General features: G+C 39.0%; 16 protein-coding genes. All 16 read right to left on the reverse strand.

Annotated features, from left to right (window positions below; all coding sequences use genetic code 11):
• Positions 1-14 precede the first annotated feature (14 nt).
• Positions 15-1,577, reverse strand: a complete 1,563-nt coding sequence (locus A3G3_RS0111450) for a hypothetical protein (RefSeq protein ID WP_019520662.1) — start codon at positions 1,575-1,577, stop codon at positions 15-17.
• The gene (locus tag A3G3_RS0111455) at positions 1,577-1,945 is read right to left on the reverse strand and encodes an HAD-IIIC family phosphatase (RefSeq protein WP_019520663.1); all 369 of its coding nucleotides are present in this window, start codon (positions 1,943-1,945) and stop codon (positions 1,577-1,579) included. The genes A3G3_RS0111450 and A3G3_RS0111455 overlap by 1 nt, the downstream gene beginning before the upstream one ends.
• A gap of 12 nt (positions 1,946-1,957) precedes the next feature.
• Positions 1,958-3,700 (reverse strand): glycosyltransferase family 2 protein, encoded by a 1,743-nt coding sequence (locus A3G3_RS0111460; protein ID WP_019520664.1) that lies wholly within the window; start codon positions 3,698-3,700, stop codon positions 1,958-1,960.
• Positions 3,697-4,656, reverse strand: coding sequence for a hypothetical protein (locus A3G3_RS0111465; protein WP_019520665.1), 960 nt, complete (start codon positions 4,654-4,656; stop codon positions 3,697-3,699). Before A3G3_RS0111465 ends, A3G3_RS0111460 begins: the two co-directional genes overlap by 4 nt.
• Positions 4,657-4,668: 12 nt before the next feature.
• Positions 4,669-5,316 (reverse strand): ABC transporter ATP-binding protein, encoded by a 648-nt coding sequence (locus A3G3_RS0111470; RefSeq protein WP_019520666.1) that lies wholly within the window; start codon positions 5,314-5,316, stop codon positions 4,669-4,671.
• The gene (locus A3G3_RS0111475; protein WP_019520667.1) at positions 5,313-6,119 is read right to left on the reverse strand and encodes an ABC transporter permease; all 807 of its coding nucleotides are present in this window, start codon (positions 6,117-6,119) and stop codon (positions 5,313-5,315) included. Before A3G3_RS0111475 ends, A3G3_RS0111470 begins: the two co-directional genes overlap by 4 nt.
• Positions 6,112-7,221 carry a hypothetical protein gene (locus A3G3_RS0111480; protein WP_019520668.1) on the reverse strand — a complete coding sequence of 370 codons (1,110 nt, stop codon included), beginning with the start codon at positions 7,219-7,221 and terminating at the stop codon, positions 6,112-6,114. Before A3G3_RS0111480 ends, A3G3_RS0111475 begins: the two co-directional genes overlap by 8 nt.
• Positions 7,222-7,275: 54 nt before the next feature.
• Positions 7,276-8,445, reverse strand: coding sequence for a polysaccharide biosynthesis/export family protein (locus tag A3G3_RS13760; RefSeq protein WP_169333210.1), 1,170 nt, complete (start codon positions 8,443-8,445; stop codon positions 7,276-7,278).
• 159 nt (positions 8,446-8,604) lie between these two features.
• Positions 8,605-9,654, reverse strand: coding sequence for an N-acetylneuraminate synthase (gene neuB, locus A3G3_RS0111490; protein WP_019520670.1), 1,050 nt, complete (start codon positions 9,652-9,654; stop codon positions 8,605-8,607).
• A gap of 30 nt (positions 9,655-9,684) precedes the next feature.
• Entirely contained in the window at positions 9,685-10,383 is a 699-nt protein-coding gene (locus A3G3_RS0111495; protein ID WP_019520671.1) for an acylneuraminate cytidylyltransferase family protein, read from the reverse strand.
• Positions 10,380-11,504 (reverse strand): UDP-N-acetylglucosamine 2-epimerase, encoded by a 1,125-nt coding sequence (neuC, locus tag A3G3_RS0111500; protein WP_019520672.1) that lies wholly within the window; start codon positions 11,502-11,504, stop codon positions 10,380-10,382. Before neuC ends, A3G3_RS0111495 begins: the two co-directional genes overlap by 4 nt.
• A gap of 92 nt (positions 11,505-11,596) precedes the next feature.
• Positions 11,597-13,045: a dihydrolipoyl dehydrogenase gene (gene lpdA, locus A3G3_RS0111505; RefSeq protein WP_019520673.1), complete on the reverse strand. Its 1,449-nt coding sequence runs from the start codon at positions 13,043-13,045 to the stop codon at positions 11,597-11,599.
• Between the two features lie 17 nt (positions 13,046-13,062).
• A complete protein-coding gene (locus A3G3_RS0111510) occupies positions 13,063-13,455 on the reverse strand; it encodes a type II toxin-antitoxin system VapC family toxin (RefSeq protein WP_019520674.1) in 393 nt (130 codons plus the stop codon).
• Positions 13,448-13,789, reverse strand: a complete 342-nt coding sequence (locus A3G3_RS0111515) for a hypothetical protein (RefSeq protein WP_019520675.1) — start codon at positions 13,787-13,789, stop codon at positions 13,448-13,450. The genes A3G3_RS0111510 and A3G3_RS0111515 overlap by 8 nt, the downstream gene beginning before the upstream one ends.
• Positions 13,790-13,806: 17 nt before the next feature.
• Positions 13,807-15,018 (reverse strand): 2-oxoglutarate dehydrogenase complex dihydrolipoyllysine-residue succinyltransferase, encoded by a 1,212-nt coding sequence (gene odhB, locus A3G3_RS0111520; protein WP_019520676.1) that lies wholly within the window; start codon positions 15,016-15,018, stop codon positions 13,807-13,809.
• A gap of 196 nt (positions 15,019-15,214) precedes the next feature.
• Positions 15,215-18,097, reverse strand: a complete 2,883-nt coding sequence (locus tag A3G3_RS0111525) for a 2-oxoglutarate dehydrogenase E1 component (protein ID WP_019520677.1) — start codon at positions 18,095-18,097, stop codon at positions 15,215-15,217.
• Positions 18,098-18,329 lie beyond the last annotated feature (232 nt).

Here is an 18,329-nt window from a genome sequence, read left to right on the forward strand (position 1 = left end):
CTTATTAATTTTTATCACAACACAAAATCGTGATACAACCTAAATGCATTGGTTAGCATTGCCCTTTGACGGTCAGGTCTATCATCATGCAGCGGTAGCATTGACAAAAACAACAGTACAACCGCAGGCATCACTTCTTTTACAGTAATATTCTGAAAAAACACTGTATTTAAATAATTTTGCTGAATGAGTGTCAATCTGTCATCAATATCAAACTCTATTTTAAGATTGTCACCATTCTCAATTAAACGGTAACGCCCTGCGATAATAAAATCATACATACCAATCACGGAATGCGTTAATTTCGCCAAATCATAAGTTTGATTGCCAAGTATGGTCAGATTATCATCTTCATCAATACCTCGTGGATCAATTACTTTAATTCTTTGTCCGCGAGCATCAAATAGCATATTACTAAAACACAAATCACCGTGCATAATGGTTGCCACACAAGGCAAGTCGAGCGTTTTCCGAATACTATCATGAATCACATCATTGATAGAACCCAGTGATTTATTTTGATAAATAATTTGCTTATTTAAGTCCAAATTATTATCTTCGGCATATTTAGCGATTCTGAATAAGGTTTTATCTTTATAAAGTCGGTCTGATGAACTTTTGATTTTATCAAAATTTTTTTCCAACATTAAATCAGATTTTCTGGCTTCTTCAAAATAATTTTTCACCAAACCAAAAATATTCTTCCAAAAAATTGCTGGATTTCTACCGTGTACATACAGTTCATTTAATGGCAAAATTGGCATAAATTCCAAACAATAATAAGGCGTAACACCATCTTGCCCGATGCCATCATCGATCAGTTGCGGTGCAAATTTTTTCAAATTCGCTGGCAATGACTTAAACCAGTTAATCTCCGCCTGCATTTTTTTGTGATTGGTACTGCTTTTAGTTACCAGACCACGATTGATAAGTAAAGAATTAAAAGAACGCTGCGTAGTAATACTGGCTCGGGCATTAAAATAAGGGTTAATATGTCCACAGTCGTGCCATTCTTTGGTTTCGTATAACTCTACTGCATGTGTTTCGCGATAATGGTTCACCGCTTTGACAAATTCGCCACGAGCGATCGCCAAAGACTTAACAAAATTTAGACGGTCAGCAAAACAGAAATACCCATTCCAGATAACCTCTTCACCTGTGGTAAGTTTTTCTTTATGCCAATTATAAGCTCGAGGAAATTTTGAAACTGTTACCACATTACACGTGCTAGGAATGTTACCAATCAAAGTGTCACCGTGCAATAAGCGCACCTGCTCCTCAAAACTATCCGTCTCGGTATTTAAAACATATAAGATTGCTTCGGCAAGCGTAAATTCGTCTGGCACATAACGAGTCTTAATGTTTAATTCCGAAAGCGTATTCGCCTCATTGATAGCAAGTTTGTAACTTTTTGGTAAGGATAAAACAATTTTTTCATTACCAAAAATTTCTCGCAACTTATCCACTTGCAATTCAATAATCTTTTTATTGCCAATCGGTAACATACAAGGCGGAATAACCCCAACTTCAGCCTGAAACTCTGGACTGACATAAGCAGCGGAGTTAATTAGAATCATTATGACTCTCCTATTAACTTTTTAATCTCTTCATAGGATAGCTCAACTAGCTCATTAGGACGTATGGCTTTATCATCAATATAAAAACCCTCCATACCACACCATGGTTTGCCTGTGTAGATTTCATCAAATGGAATATCATGCTTATTTAACCATTCAATAATAATTGGCAAAGTATTTTTATTAATTTCACCCACATTGCCTTTATAGGTTCTCATATTTCGGCTTGTGTTAATGACAATAGTAAAACCTAATTGTTTATATTCTTTTAATTTTTCTACCACTGGCATGATTGGCTCAGCATTTCGATAATCGCCGCCGGTGGTTTTTGACAGAGTGTCGTCTAGATCAAAAATTAAGCGCTTCATAAAACAATATTCCTATTTTTTCTCGTTCGACGCATTAAATATTTCTTGCCAAAATTCATTTTGGGTAGCTACTTCACGATATTCAATCAAATCTTTTCTGATTCGTGCCATATTTTTCATTAAAAGACCATACGATTTTGCCATCTTAACTGATAACTGAGCAATTTTTTTGCGATCAAGTTTAGCGACTTCAATACGACCTGTTAGATGGTCAAAAATATGCACCTCTTTTCGACCTGCAAAATCGTGAATATTTCTGTTAAATCCTGCTTGTGCTGTGCCAAAATTACCCTTAGTCAATCCAGCAACATTTGCTAGAAATACATAGCGAGAATATTTTGATTTAGCATTCCTTTTGACTGGATAAAATCTGCCAAAACCAAGATTTTGCACCTGTTCTTTTTCTTTTTTAAGTAGGTTGGATGCCCATCGGTGAATAGACTCTGCATCTTCTTTGTAAGTTTGACGCAAAACATGATCTACTGCATATATATTTAAACGAGCGGCAGCGTAGTTATATTTTCTGATATTCTCCCAAAATTTTTTTAATACAAACCTATTAATTAATCCCGTCATTGGTTTTGGGGTAAGCAGTGCATTAATGATCATGTTTCTAGGAAGATAATAATCCTCCATAATTTCTGAATATTTGTTGATAAATGGGTCATGCCATACACACACGCCATTTAAGCTGACAATTTCTTTTGAGCATCTAAGAGAAAATTCAACATCATCACCTCGTACAAAAATCGGCATTGGCAAACCATAATCCCGCAGAATTTTTGAACTAAATGCACAGAACCACCAGCCAGCCAAACCACGAATACTGTCATTTAAAGCATTTTCTAGAGCAACACCAAAATCTCTAGTATTCTGCGCATGCCCTTGATGATGAAAGCCATTGTTATCAAGCACAGTATTTCTTTCATACTGAAGCCAACGCTCTTCGGATGACAACATAGAACCAGACAAGAATACATCTCTTCGTTCTGGAATAATCATTTCAAAAAAACGCACTGTTCTAAACAAAGACTCAAAAGGCAACTGAATATCGTCATCCATCAGTACAATATGTGATTTACTTTTTCTAAGTGCCATCGTAATTGCTCGAGTAAAGCCGCCCGCACCACCAAGATTGCGATTTTTCTCCACGTCGATTCTCTCAGGTGTTTCAAAACCCAATGGATCACCATTATTAGAAACAAAAAATTCAACATCTAAATTATGCTTCTTTATCAGAGGCACTAATTTTTCAAAATTTTTCTTCAAGTAAGGCTGACGATTAAAAGTACATATACAAGCTCCCAACGATACTTTTTGTTGAGCAGAGTCTTTTGTGCCGAAACCACAATGGATGATTTCCACGGGCTTATTCAATGCTTGCACTCGCAGGTAAAGAATATCAAATTTTTCATGGTCAGGGATGTCCAACGCCGCTTCCTGTTTGCTCTTGACACTAGCACTAACCAAGACCTGTTCAGGAAAATAATGCCCTCTATCCATAATACCGACCACATCAACCTGAACATCTCCCACAGTTGATATGCTTAAAAAAATATTTTGAAGCCGTGCGTAAAGACGCCACTTTTTCAGTGAGAAAAAGTTATGATAGGTATTAAAATCAACTTTTTCATAAGCATATAGAACAAGATGACCATCAATCAGACGCATTTTATCAGACCCCCTGATATAAGCCTCTCGATCATTTTCATAAATTGATGTTTCTGGATATACAATATTTTGTAAAATTTTCATGACTTTAATCCTAAAATATATTGGCGAAGTGGATCGTTCATGTTTCTTTCAATCCTTTTAACACCAAATAATGCATTTAATTCATAAACTTGCCAATGATTACCACCATCGCTCATCTCGAAAGATTCGGCCAAAAATTTAGTATCCTGACCGCGTATGGCTTCAATATCTTTTTTGCTAATTTTATAAAAGGTTGAATCAAACAACTTATCATTTAACCTTTTTTTCATCATTCGGGTTATGCGACTATTGTCATTAAAAACAAAACGATAATGATCAAAATAACTCCAGAGCTTCTTATCAAAACGATGGACTTCTGACAAGATATAAGGCAAACCTTGTGATTTTAGGTTTTTAGCAACGGCAAAAGAAGAAAATAGAATCTCTTCTCGAGGATAAAACAGACCTGACTGCAACACAGGTTGGCAATTTAACAACTCATCAACAAATTCTTTTAGAAATGCAATATGATACATCGAACCTTCAATCTGAGAAGCAACTATCCTCCCCCCTCCATGTATTGCTAGCCAATCCAACAAGCGATAATCATCATATGCAACATTCCCCACCCACCAATAGGATGGCTTTCTAACATAACGATTGTGGAAAACGTAATCTTTATCTCTTAAGTAATTATAGAGACCACTACGTACTATCATGTCATTAGACGAATGAAAACATATCTTAGTGGCATCTTTTTGCTCCAGAATAAATAGGATATTTTGAATATGTGCCTGAATAATACTACCCCATCCTGTATCCACCTGCTTGGGATTTATCAAGACATTGTCAACTTTATTTTTAAGCATAAAATCATTAGCTTCTCCAATAGTAAAAGTTGCCTGCTTCGAAACATGATAAACAATCCTTGCCTCAGGGAAAAACTGCTTAAAATTATCTGCTTGATTTTTAACAACATCAAGCTTCTCATGAATGGGGATGGAAATGTAAATCATATAATTGCACCATTATAGAGTATTGTATAAACTTATCGCATCTTCTAAATTTTCAAATACAGTTAGTACGCCATTGTTAAGAACCGCAACTTTGTCACAGTATTCTCGGATGTTATGCAATTCGTGAGAGACAATCACCATTGCTTTATGTGCTCTTTTTTCAAACAGCTCAATTTCACACTTTCGATGAAAGCTGGCGTCGCCTACTGAAATCACCTCATCAATTAGGTAACAGTCAAAATCCACCGCCAATGAAATAGCAAATGCCAATCTTGCTCTCATGCCAGATGAGTACACTTTAACCGGCTCGTACAGATATTTACCAAGCTCAGCAAAAGAATCCACCATCTCCATTGCCTGTTTGTAATCAACATTATATATGCGACATACAAAACGAACATTGTCGGCACCTGTCAAACTACCCTGAAATGCACCCGTAAAGGCAAGTGGCCAAGAAATATTTATATTTCTTCTGATGATACCAGAGCTAGGTTCTTCTGCACCACTCAATATACGAATAAGAGTGGATTTACCCGCCCCATTTTTACCCAAAATACCAATCTTTTCACCAGGATTAACAATCAAATTGATACCATCCAAAACCTTTCTTTTTCCGTCTCTGACAGGATAGTATTTAACAATATTTACAAGTTCTATCAATGATGACTCTCCACCCGTTTGCTCACATAGCGAACTGCAAGCAACCCCAAAAATGAAAACACCAAGTTGCATTTTATTAAATAAATTGCATTCCCGTAGGTTTCAACCATACTTCCGTAATAGCCAAATCTAATGATTTCTGTAGCATTAACCATTGGCAAATAAAGTACATATTCTCGAAGCTGACTAGGTAGCCAAGACGCCATGTAGGCAGCACCTGAAAGTGGAAACAGTAAATAAGTAAAGGTGTGCCACAATCTGTCAACAATGTCTGACAAGGTAGCAAGCGAGCCAACAATCAAACCCAAGGCCAAAGAAAACCAGATTAGCAGCCCCCAACCTTGTACAATAATCAAGAAATCATAAGGCAGGCTCATAAGTCCAACAATGATGCACAATGCTGACAATATTAAAAATGACATAGTCGCCCCAGATACTTCTAAGAGCATTCGTGCGAGAAATACATCGATTACTTTAACATTTCTATGATATAACAGCCCAGTATTCGCCTCCACTGCATGAGTCACTCTATTAGCAACATTACGCCACAATAAAACCGTTGAATATCCCGTTATTGCAAATGGAATAATGGGCAAATCACTACCATGTGTATTTTTTAAGGTGTACCATAAAGTAGCAATACCTATGGTAAATAACATCGGCTCTACAAACAACCAAGCAAAACCAATATTATGCCGTCCATAGCGAGTGATGATTTCACGCATCAAAAGTGCATAAATTACTCTAAGTTGTATCGCAAAAGACTTATTAAAATCCTTTATGGACGTAGCAATACTAGTCATTATGCTCTTTCACCCCAGCCACAAACAATCTTAACACCCCCCACGCAAGTAGCCCAAACACAAAGCCTGATAGGATATTTTTAAGACGATTCGGCTCCAACGCTTCATCAGGTAGTGATGGCTGAGCCAATGTTGCTAAATAAAGCTGTTTTTGGCTAAAATCATTTTTTGCTTGTTCATAAGAGGCAATTGCGGATGCTAGTTGCCTATCTGCTAATTCTTTCTCAAGCTGTAGACGCTGATAACCTGCTGAGCGATTACTCAAAGAACGGTCACTAGGACCTGTTACCAAATCAGATTTTTCTTTAATTTTCTTTTCTAAAGTTTTGATTCTTAGCTGAATTGCTTGAATTTGTGGGTTATCTGGTGTTAATGTTTGCACTTGGCTAAGCTGAGCTTGTGATTGTATCAAAGCATCTTGTAGCTTAGAAATCTCTTGAAGCACAATCATTGACTGCCCTTCAGGGTTAAACACTTCTTTACCCGTACGGTAATTCGCTAGTTCTTCAGCTGCTGCAGTTGATGCTTCCTGAGCATTTTGTACTTCTTGTTGTGAATATAATAGTATGTCATTTTTGGCTTCACTGTTAATTTTATTAACAACTGCCTCACTGGTCTTTAATAGCTCAGCATTAATTTTTTGAGCATCTTCTGGTGTATAAGCTCTTACCTGTAAAGTTGAAATCGATGATGACGGATCATAGACAATTTTTACTTTGTTGGTAAAATATTCATAAAACTGCTCAAAGGTTTTATCTTGCAACAAAAAACCGAATCGACTCACTGCATCAATGCTATTAGCGGAATATTTTGCTTCAATTTTAAGATTTTGATTTAAACTTTTGACAGAATCTCGAGAGGTCAAATAATCTCTAACAATATAGCTATCATCTTGCGAAGCATTAAATCCAATATTTTTTAGCATAACCCCTAAACCAGAAACCGATTGCTGATTTGGACTTCTAATCACAAACTTAGACTCAGAAATGTAAACATCTGACGCAATTAACCCATAATAAATTGTTAAAACAATGGTAGGAATAACCACACACAGAAAAAATAGCGGGTCTAATTTTTTAAAAATATTAGAAGATGATTTCAAAACTTGTACCTACTTGATTATTTATAGCTATCAATTAAAATTTAGTAAAATAAATTATAAATCTCTAATTGCTCTGATCGAATAGACTGACTGACTTATCATATTTAAGAATTTCGCGAATTCTGTCGATGGTGCATTTGATACATAAATAACATCATTATTTTTAATTATAAAATTCTGTGCAATGATGTAATTCATTGGTTCTTTTAAATTTAACCGATAAACAACTGGCACTTGACCATTTTTAATTGCTTCTACAGGTACTTGTTTCATTTGGTTATTGGTTAGCATATAAGGTGTTTCATAACGAAAAATAAACACACCTCTAGAATCAGCACGGTTGTCGTTTAAACCACCAGAGCGTGCTAATGCTTGCATCAGCGAGATACCATTAGACTCAAAACTAATTTCATCATTTTTAACCGTTGCACCCAAAACAGTAAAGCTTTTTGATTGATAATTGACTGATACCACATCGCCTGATTGAAGCATGATATTTTGTTTGATATCTTTTATCAGCATATCCATGGGCATTTCAACCGATTTACTACCCCGATTGAGCTGAACGGTTACTTTACTACTTGGATACTTTAAACCACCCGCAGCCGCAATCGCATCTAAAACACGTTCACCTTTACCGGTCAATGGCATACGTAAGCTGTTATTGACTTCGCCAACAACGGTGATATTTGCCGAATTATTTTTACCAATGCCAACAATCGCACTTGGTTTATTCGCTTTGCGTGCTAACCCATTCACAATCATATCTTGAACTTGGTGTGGCGTTTTGCCGACCACCAACAATTTACCTAAAAAGGGAATAGTCAGTTGCCCTCTGCTATCCACCATCTGTTCAGGCAGTTTAATTTCTGCAGCACCACCCGTACTTAGGGTATCTGTGGCTCCAAATAATAATGCTGGTGGTGCTTCGTACAAATTGACATTAACCACATCACCTGCTCGTATCACTTCTTGAACCGCTGGGCTATTGGTACTGTAAAAATCTGAAAAGCGTTGTGTTGATGATAATTCACTCATTCGCTTTACCGTTTTATTATCAATATCAATAATCGTTAGACGATAATTCGCATCTTGTTCTTCAACACTCGACTCTTCTGCTATGTCGGATTGTATGGTATTATGTTTTACTTGTGATAATGTTGGACCTGCATTTGGTATTGCATTTTTCACAGATTGACAACCATTTAGACTGAGTATAGCCATCAAACTACAAACATAAAGTCTAGTTTTTTGTAAAATCATACCTTGCCACCAACAATAAAATATCATATTTATAAATTGCTTATCATACACGATACCACATAGAAATAAAAGGGGCTATATGTAAAGTTATGCTAAACTTTAACCATATTTCAATGGATTTTACCCCACCCACGCTTTTTTCAGCTGTTCGCCTTTTTTGATGTCCATTGTCGCTACTTTGCCAAGCAGTTCGTCATATTTGTCCACCAAAAAGTCGCCCGTACCTGGACGACGTACCCACAGGTTATCTTCAGTAAACACTTCACCTGCTTTGATATCCTTATAAGCCACTACCGATGCAAAGGCAAAGTCAATGGTTACTTGCTCTTCTTGTACTGCACCTTTTTTGCCACCACGGGCTTTGGCAATTTGACGACTGGCTTTAATCAATTCTGCCATACCTTTGCTATCCATAGAGCAGTTGATATCAGGACCTGGGCGGTCAAAGCTGTCGGTAAAGTGGCGTTCTAAGATGCTCGCACCCAACGCCACCGCACCCATACAGACATAGTTATCTATACAGTGATCGGATAGACCGATGACCGCATTTGGGAAGGCTTCTTCAAGCTCATTCATCGCACCTAATCGCACCAATTCTGGTGGTGTTGGATACACATTAGTACAATGAAGTAGAGCATATGGCACGCCTGCCTCTTCCATGATTTGCACCGATTTTTTCACACTTTCAATGCTATTCATGCCTGTTGAAACAATCATCGGCTTACCAAAGGATGCTACCAATTTAATCAGCGGATAGTTATTACACTCACCAGAGCCAATTTTGTAGGCTTGCACACCCATTCTTTCTAGGCGATAAGCTGCTTCACGAGAAAACGGTGTACTGATAAACATCATGCCTTTAGATTCTACATACGCTTTTAGGGCAATTTCATCTTCTTCGTTTAAGGCACAACGAGCCATAATGTCATAAATAGACACAGTCGCGTTGCCTGGAATGACTTTTTTGGCCTCGTCTGACATTTCGTCTTCCACGACGTGAGTTTGGTGTTTCACCATTTCCGCCCCTGCACGGTGAGCAGCATCCACCATTTGCTTGGCAACTTCTAACGAACCTTCGTGGTTAATGCCAATTTCGGCAATAACAAGTGGTTCGTAGTCATAACCAATCATACGATTGCCAATTTTAAAACTTGGTTTAATAGAACTCATAATATTTCCTTACAATAGTTTTTAATAATATTAAATCGTTAAATTTGTAGTATCTTTGACATACTCATTTGCCAACTGCAAATCTGCCAATGTGTCAATATCAATAGAAGACCGCTCATCCATTTCTACAAAGGCTTGCGGATTGCCAAAAAAAGACTGTTCGTTTACTAAATCCGCCATTTTTTTGACATACACTGCACCGTTAATCCGATAGGCTTTTGGCAAGGCTTGGCGTGGCATTTCCAAATCAGCCAACTCACGCACAGGGGCAAACTCGCCCATTTCGTTTAGCACCACCATTTTATAAGGGTGATGTTCACTTGGTGTAATCGTGATTGCTGAGCCTTGATTATTATTTTTCTCAAATAAATCAATCGTTTGTAAAATATGCTCACTCGTTCGTAACGGGCTAGTTGGCTGTAACAAAACGCAGATTTCATGACTTAATTGCAAATCTTGTGCCATTTCAGCAATCACATCAATGGTTTTGGTGGTATCGCTGGCGGTTTGTTCACTGCGAAAATGTACTTTTGCCCCATATTTTATCGCTTCATCAGCAATTTTTTGGCTATCGGTAGAGACGATAATCTGGCTAATTTGACTCACTTTTTGGGCTTGTATAATGGCACGAGCGACGAGCGACACACCACCTACCGTTTGTAAATTTTTATCTTTAATCCCTTTAGAACCGCCACGAGCAGGGATAATCGCTACATAGTTGTTGGTCATTTTTTTAAATCCACAAACACTTTTTGCACAGGAATTTGCCACAATTCATCGCTATTGATAAATTTTTCAAACAATTCGGTGCTATTACCTTCGCCAAAATGAGTAGATTTTTCCAAATTTAACGTGTCAATTTTGGCAATTGCTTGCAAAATATCGCTTTCATCATAACCGCAATCAATCACCGATTTACCACGAAAACGGGCATTTTGCCGAGTACCGATGTTAATGCTTGGCAAGCTGTAAAATGGGGCTTCTCGTACGCCCGCACTGGAGTTACCAACGATAAAATCAGCATTTTTTAGCAAAGTTAAAAAATACTCGAAGCGAATAGAGGGATAAATTTTAAAATTGGGCTTTTGTTGATAATTTTCTATCACGCTTAAAATTTTGCTACTGCCTGCATCATTATTTGGGTAAATGACGATATAATTATTGGGTAATTTTTGCAAAGCCGAAAATAAATTTTTTGCATATAAATCAATATGTTCTTCTTCACTGGTAACTGGGTGAAACATGACAATGGCAAATTTATCAAACACTATGTCATAATATTTTTTTACTTCTGCTAAACTTGGTAGTGAGTGCGAATTCATAATATCCAAATCTGGCGAGCCGATAATAAAAATATGTTTTTCATTTTCACCCAGTTGTATCAGGCGTTGTTTTGCTTCAAGATTTGCTACCATGTGAATGTGGGATAACTTACTAATGGCATGGCGAATAGCGTCATCAATCGTCCCTGATAACTCACCCCCTTCAATATGGCAAACCAGTAAATGATTTAAAGCCCCAACAGTTGCCCCAGCCAGAGCCTCCACCCTATCGCCATGTACCACCAGCATATCAGGCTGTATGGTGTGTACCAGTTTTGCAGTGACGCTAATGGTATTTGCCAAAATGGAATCCATCGGTTCGTTGAGATGTTGATTGGCAATCAGGTAAATATTCTGGTAATTTTGACGTTTGACTTCATGAAAAGTCGCCCCATACAGGGGCATCATGTGCATACCTGTTACCAGAATGTGCAACTCAAATTGCTCGGATTGTTCAATTTGGCTCATCAGATTTTTAATTTTGCCAAAATCTGCTCGTGTACCTGTGATAAAAAGGATTTTTTTCATAAAGACCTAAAATAACAAAACATCTCTAAAATTATAGAGATGTTTTGGCTCAAATACTAGCTGTTTTGGTTAAAATTTAGCAAAACACAGTATTATTTTTTCTTACGTTGAATGGCATGAATGGCACGACCATCTGCCGACAATACCGCTTCGTGTACTGCTTCTGATACGGTTGGGTGAGCAAATGTCATTAATTGCAAATCTTCAATGCTAGAAACAAACTCCATCGCAATCATACCTTGATGAACAATCTCGCCTGCTCCTGCTGCTACAACGTGCATACCCAGTAAACGGTCAGTTTTGGCGTCTGCGACAACTTTTACAAAACCTTGACCTTCGCCCGCTGCCAATGCACGACCATTCGCCGCTAGGCTAAATTGACCCGTTTTGACTTCATGCCCTTTTTCTTTGGCTTGCTCTTCTGTTAAGCCAACCCAAGCAATTTCAGGGTGTGTATAAATCACGCTAATAATGGTGTCATAGTTTACTTGGGCTTTTTCGCCATGTAAACGTTCAACCGCCATCATACCTTCTTCCATTGCTTTGTGTGCAAGCATTGGACCACGCACCAAATCGCCAATCGCATACACACCGTCAAGGTTGGTTTTGCATTGGTCATCAACGGCAACCAAACCACGTTCGGTGAGTTCTACGCCTGAGTTTTCACCAAGCAAGCCTTCTTTATAAGCACGGCGACCCACGCAAACAATCAATTTGTCAAACGTTTCAGTCTTGGTTTCACCTTTAACATCAGTCGTTACCACAACTTCACCATTTACCACTTCTGCGTTGGTAACTTTGGTATCCACACGGATATCAAGACCTTGTTTTTTCAATAGTTTTTCAGCTTCTTTACTGACTGCTTTGTCTGCAGCAGCTAGGAACTGTGGCATTGCCTCATACACAACCACCTCGCTACCCAAACGACGCCACACTGAACCCAATTCCAAACCGATTACGCCTGCCCCAATCACGCCCAAGCGTTTTGGCACTTCGCTAAATTCTAACGCACCTGTGCTATCTACGATGTGCTTATTATCTACTTTGGCAACTGGAATATCAATTGGCACAGAACCTGCTGCCAAAATCACATATTTTGCAGTGATGGTGCTTGGTGCAGAGCCGTCCAGTGGGGCAAATTCTACTTGTTTGTCGTTTGATTTACCGTCTAGTAGTTTACCAGTACCTTGTAACCAGTCCACGCCATTGCCTTTTAAAAGACCTGCAACGCCTGCGGTTAAGCCTTTCACAATCGCATCTTTACGAGCAAGCATTTTGCTAATGTCAATATTTACATCGCCTGTGGTGATGCCGTGTTCAGCAAGTTCATGTTTGGTCGCTTCGTAGCGGTGTGAGCTTTCTAAAAGGGCTTTTGATGGGATACAGCCCACATTTAAGCAAGTACCGCCAAGTGCAGGCTCGCCTTTGTGTACACGTTTTTCAATACAGGCAACTGAAAAGCCCAATTGAGCACCACGAATAGCAGCTTCGTAGCCACCAGGTCCGCCACCGATTACGATTAAGTCATAAGTATTTTTCATAAAAAATTCCTTAAAAATTAGGAGTTTGGATAAGAGATTAAGTTAATTTTATCAGTATATTGAAAATCTTTTTTGTTTCTTGACAATAAACCCACATCATTCACCAAAGCGGTGCTTGCAATCAAAGCATCCGCTAATTGTAAATTATGGCTTAAATTATAATCAATAATAAGCTTTTCAGCCATTTGTGCGATTTCATTGTTTAAAGAGAGCGTGTTAAAAAATGTCAATAATTCTAATAAATCTTTTAATTCTGATTTATTTCTACTACCAATCAACAATTCATAACGGTTGATACTGCTTACGCAAAGTTGATGTTGTTTTTGATATGTATTGAGTAATTGAATGGCTTGATTATTACCCCTTGTTAATTTAATCATCACATCAGTATCAATAAGCAATTTAGTCATGCTGACGGTTCCATTGCTCTTGACGCAATTGGCGTACATACGCTACAGTATCTGTCATCTCTGCTCTATCTGCCCACATACCAACAGCAAGCAATTGATTAAAATCAACAGATTCACTAATCTTGCTTTCTAATTGAGCTTTTGATGATTCATTTAAAATGGGTAAATCATCCACATTTTTATCAAAAATAACCGTAAACTTTTCTGATAATGGCATTGACATTTGTTGCAAAAATTGTCGCAATTTAACCAGTGTCGTATGATGTAATGCTAAATTTGCCATAATCAATCCGTCTGAATTATTCACATGATAAAAAGGCAAAGCAACCTTCATTACCTTGCCCTTTTGGATTATAAATCAAGCAACAACATTGCAGGATTTTCAACCAATTCTTTAATGGTTACCAAGAATTGTACCGCTTCTTTACCATCAATCAAACGATGGTCATAGCTTAATGCCAAATACATCATTGGTAAGATTACCACTTCGCCATTTACTGCCATTGGACGCTCTTTGGTGGCGTGCATACCCAAAATTGCGGTTTGTGGTGGATTGATAATTGGTGTAGACATCAACGAACCGAACACACCACCATTGGTAATAGTAAATGTACCGCCAGTCATGTCTTCAATTGCTAATTTACCTTCACGGGCTTTGCTCGCCATGTCGCCGATACCTTTTTCAATATCTGCCATACTCATTTGGTCAGTATCACGCAGAACTGGCACTACCAAGCCACGGTCAGAAGACACCGCCACACCCACATCATAGTAGCCATGATACACGATATCGTTACCGTCAATAGACGCATTCACCGCAGGGAAACGTTTTAGAGCCTCTGTCGCCGCTTTCACAAAAATTGACATAAAGCCTAATTTTACACCATGACGTTTTTCAAAACGGTCTTTAAACTCTGAACGTAAGTCCATGATTGGTTTCATGTTGACCTCGTTAAATGTGGTTAACATGGCTGTTTCTTGCGTTGCTGACAACAAACGTTCTGCGATTCTTGCACGCAAACGGGTCATTGGCACACGAGATTCAGCACGCTCACCCACTGCGGTTGCAATTACACTACCAGAGTTCGTTTTTAAGGTTGGGTTAATCATGTCAGATTTGGTAACACGACCACCACGACCCGTGCCTTCCACATCAGCAGGATTTACGCCTGTGGTGTTTGCGATTTTGCGAACGGCTGGGCTTTGGTCTTTATGGGCTTGTTCTCCCCCTTTTGCTTGAACAGGGGCAGCCACTGAATCAGGGGGTACGGTGGTGCTTGCTTCTGCTTGTGGTGCTTCTTGTGTAGGGGCTTTTGGTTCAGTAGCTGCACCTTCGGTAAATTCGCCAATTACTTCAGCTGACAATACCGTATCATCAACGCTTTTAACGATTTTAGTCAATACGCCATCCGCTGGGGCAACGACTTCTAAAACCACTTTATCGGTTTCAATTTCTGCCAAAATGGCATCACGGGTAACTGCGTCACCTTCAGCAAAATGCCATTCTACAATGGTACCGTCAGCAACTGATTCTGGGAACACGGGGGCTTTAATTTCTGCCATGGTAAACTCCTAATATATCGGCAAATTTTAACTTAAAAACTTTTAAAATCTAAGTAACTTTTTTTAAACAACACTTTAAAAGTGATTAAAAAATAAAGAATTACTTAAACGATTTATTTACATTGATTAAAAAACTTTAAATACAGTTTAAAATAATTGCTTAATTTTTACCCAATTATTTTTTGACAATCAAATTTTATTCGCTAACGCCTAATGCACCGTTAATGACGGCTTTTTGCTGTGTCGTGTGCATTTGCATTGAACCTGCGGCTGGGGCTGCCGATGACGGACGTGCAACGGCTGGCAATAGCGTGGCTTTGGTCAAGCGTTCAGTACGGCTAACTTTTGGCGGTGCGATTAAGCGGAACAAGTGTGGTGCTAAGTAGTACCAAGCCCCTTGGTTAAGCGGTTCTTCTTGAGCCCATACGATTTCTTCTAAGTTGCTGTATTTTGCCACTTCTTCCAAAATGCGTGCTTCTGGTAATGGGTACAATTGTTCAATACGCACAATCGCCACGTTTTCCAAGCCCAATTCACGGCGTTTTTCTAACAAGTCATAATAAACTTTACCACCACAAAGTACCAAACGGGTTACTTTACTGTTATCCAAGCTGTCAATTTCACTGATAACGGTTTCAAATTTACCGGTTGCCAATTCTTCCAAAGTTGACGTTGCCAATTTATGACGGAGCAATGATTTTGGCGACATGACAATCAACGGCTTACGAGCAGGGCGTTTCACTTGACGGCGTAGGGCGTGGAAGATTTGAGCAGGTGTGGTTGGGGTAATCACTTGCATATTGTCTTCGGCACATAGCTGTAAATAACGCTCCAAACGGGCTGATGAGTGTTCTGGACCTTGACCTTCGTAGCCGTGTGGCAATAGCATGGTCAAGCCTGACAAACGTTGCCACTTGGTTTCACCAGATGAGATAAACTGGTCAATCACCACTTGAGCACCGTTGGCAAAGTCACCAAATTGAGCTTCCCAAATCACCAACGCATTTGGGGTGGTGGTTGAGTAGCCGTATTCAAATGCCAATACGGCTTCTTCTGACAATAATGAGTTAAAGGTATCAAAACGTGCTTGATTTTCACTCAAGTTTGCCAATGGAATGTACATACTACCGTCTTTGATATTGTAAAGCTCTGAATGACGGTGTGAGAATGTACCACGACCCACATCTTCACCTGTGATACGCACAGGGTAGCCCTCTTCTACTAAGGTTGCGTACGCTAAGGTTTCTGCTGCACCCCAGTTAAGTGGCTCTTGACCTGTTTGCATGGCAAGGCGTTGTTCAACCACTTTGGCAACTTGACGTTGTAATTCGTAGCCTTCTGGCATCACTGCCATACGTTCGCCATAAGTTTTTAATTTTTCAATATCAACCGTGGTATCCCAGTCATCTTCTAAGTTATGACCCAAATAAGGCGTCCAATCCACGAACAATTCTTTGTTTGGCTCATGTACCAATGCACTGGCAACATAGTCACCTTTATCCAAAGAATTACGATACGCATCGTCATAGCTAATTGCGTCTTCGCTCGTAATCACGCCTTCTTTTGCCAATTTTTGGGCATACATCTCACGCGTGGTTGCCAATTTTTTAATCACTGAATACATTAATGGTTGTGTCGCTGACGGCTCATCCGCTTCGTTATGACCGTTACGGCGGTAACAATACATATCAATCACGATATCTTTGTGAAATTCTTGACGATAATCATGAGCAAGCTGAGCGATAAATACCACTGCTTCAGGATCATCACCATTCACATGGAAAATCGGCGCGTGAACCATTTTTGCCACATCGGTACAATATTCGGTAGAACGAGCATCTTCAATACGGCTTGTGGTAAAACCTACTTGGTTGTTAATCACAATGTGCAACGTACCGCCTGTAGCATACGCACGCGTTTGCGACATTTGGAAAGTTTCTTGATTCACCCCTTGACCTGCGAACGCCGCATCACCGTGTACCACGATTGGCAATACTTCATTGCCTGTTGTGTCGTTACGACGTACTTGTCTGGCTCGTACCGAACCGATTAACACGGGTGACACGATTTCAAGGTGCGATGGATTAAATGCCAATGCCAAGTGAGCTTCCCCGCCGGGTGTCATCACATTTGAGCTAAAACCATTATGATATTTTACATCACCAGAACCCACGGTTGGTTGTTTCTTACCGTCAAACTCATCAAACAAATCTTTTGGATTTTTACCCAAAATGTTAACCAACAAATTCAATCGTCCACGGTGAGCCATGCCGATGACCATCTCTTTTGTGCCATGCTCGCCCGCACGTTGAATCATCTCATGTACCATGGGAATAAAACTCTCGCCACCTTCCAAACCAAAACGTTTAACACCCGTATATTTACGAGCAAGATATTTTTCCAACCCTTCGGCAGCCGTCAAACGCTCCAAAATTGTCTTACGTTTTTCGTTATCAAATTTGATAAAACCATGATTTTGCTCAAGATATTTTTCAATCCACGCTTTTTCAGTTGCCGTAGTCACGTGCATATATTCTGCACCCACACTACCGCAATACACACGCTCAAGGATTTCAATAATCTCACGCAAGGTCGCTTTATCCTTGCCAATATTAAAATCGCTGGTCGGATACACCGTATCCAAATCCGCTTCGCTCAAGCCATGATACGCAAGGGTTAGCTCTTCGGCTTGTGGACGTGCCATCAATCCTAGCGGGTCAAGTTTGGCATGACGATGCCCACGACGGCGATAGCTAGTAATCAACTTTTGTACGCCCATTTGATTTTGACTAAACTGAGCCAACTCGCTTGGGCTACACGCACCTGAACCACCTGCGGTATTTGCTGACACTTTGGCTGACGTGGTATTGCGTGCTAATAACAGAAACTGGTCTTGAATGGCATGGTGTAATGAATTTTTATTGTCTTCCTTAGCAAATTGCTCAAAGTAAGGAGCATATTTTTCATCAACACTGGTTGGGTCTTGTAAATAATCCTCGTACAAAGACTCAAGGTAAACTGCATTATCTGCAGACAGCTCGGTGAACCGATGTGCAATATTAGAATTTTGAGTGGTCATTGTCGTACTCTTCTATTGTTTATTTAAAATTTACAATCGGTAATACAAAACGCACATATTACCCATTCCATCGTGTGCATAATCTTATTGCATACTATTAACAATTTTTAGCAAAATTTTATCAACAAATACTAAAAATCGTAAAATTATCATATTATACCATTTTTAACAACAAAATGGCGGATTTTTAATGCCAAAACTTTGTATTAAAAATGCAAAAACACCTAACTAA

The organism is Moraxella boevrei DSM 14165 (assembly GCF_000379845.1).
Lineage (GTDB): Bacteria > Pseudomonadota > Gammaproteobacteria > Pseudomonadales > Moraxellaceae > Faucicola > Faucicola boevrei.

What these genes read in the sequence shown, in the direction of transcription:
- A3G3_RS0111510 (WP_019520674.1), bottom strand. Translation starts at nt 13,455, where the DNA reads ATGACTAAATTGCTTATTGATACTGATGTGATGATTAAATTAACAAGG.
- A3G3_RS0111450 (WP_019520662.1), bottom strand. Translation starts at nt 1,577, where the DNA reads ATGATTCTAATTAACTCCGCTGCTTATGTCAGTCCAGAGTTTCAGGCT.
- A3G3_RS0111495 (WP_019520671.1), bottom strand. Translation starts at nt 10,383, where the DNA reads ATGACCAACAACTATGTAGCGATTATCCCTGCTCGTGGCGGTTCTAAA.
- A3G3_RS0111460 (WP_019520664.1), bottom strand. Translation starts at nt 3,700, where the DNA reads ATGAAAATTTTACAAAATATTGTATATCCAGAAACATCAATTTATGAA.
- neuC (WP_019520672.1), bottom strand. Translation starts at nt 11,504, where the DNA reads ATGAAAAAAATCCTTTTTATCACAGGTACACGAGCAGATTTTGGCAAA.
- odhB (WP_019520676.1), bottom strand. Translation starts at nt 15,018, where the DNA reads ATGGCAGAAATTAAAGCCCCCGTGTTCCCAGAATCAGTTGCTGACGGT.
- A3G3_RS0111455 (WP_019520663.1), bottom strand. Translation starts at nt 1,945, where the DNA reads ATGAAGCGCTTAATTTTTGATCTAGACGACACTCTGTCAAAAACCACC.
- A3G3_RS0111465 (WP_019520665.1), bottom strand. Translation starts at nt 4,656, where the DNA reads ATGATTTACATTTCCATCCCCATTCATGAGAAGCTTGATGTTGTTAAA.
- neuB (WP_019520670.1), bottom strand. Translation starts at nt 9,654, where the DNA reads ATGAGTTCTATTAAACCAAGTTTTAAAATTGGCAATCGTATGATTGGT.
- A3G3_RS13760 (WP_169333210.1), bottom strand. Translation starts at nt 8,445, where the DNA reads ATGGCTATACTCAGTCTAAATGGTTGTCAATCTGTGAAAAATGCAATA.
- A3G3_RS0111475 (WP_019520667.1), bottom strand. Translation starts at nt 6,119, where the DNA reads ATGACTAGTATTGCTACGTCCATAAAGGATTTTAATAAGTCTTTTGCG.
- A3G3_RS0111525 (WP_019520677.1), bottom strand. Translation starts at nt 18,097, where the DNA reads ATGACCACTCAAAATTCTAATATTGCACATCGGTTCACCGAGCTGTCT.
- lpdA (WP_019520673.1), bottom strand. Translation starts at nt 13,045, where the DNA reads ATGAAAAATACTTATGACTTAATCGTAATCGGTGGCGGACCTGGTGGC.
- A3G3_RS0111515 (WP_019520675.1), bottom strand. Translation starts at nt 13,789, where the DNA reads ATGAAGGTTGCTTTGCCTTTTTATCATGTGAATAATTCAGACGGATTG.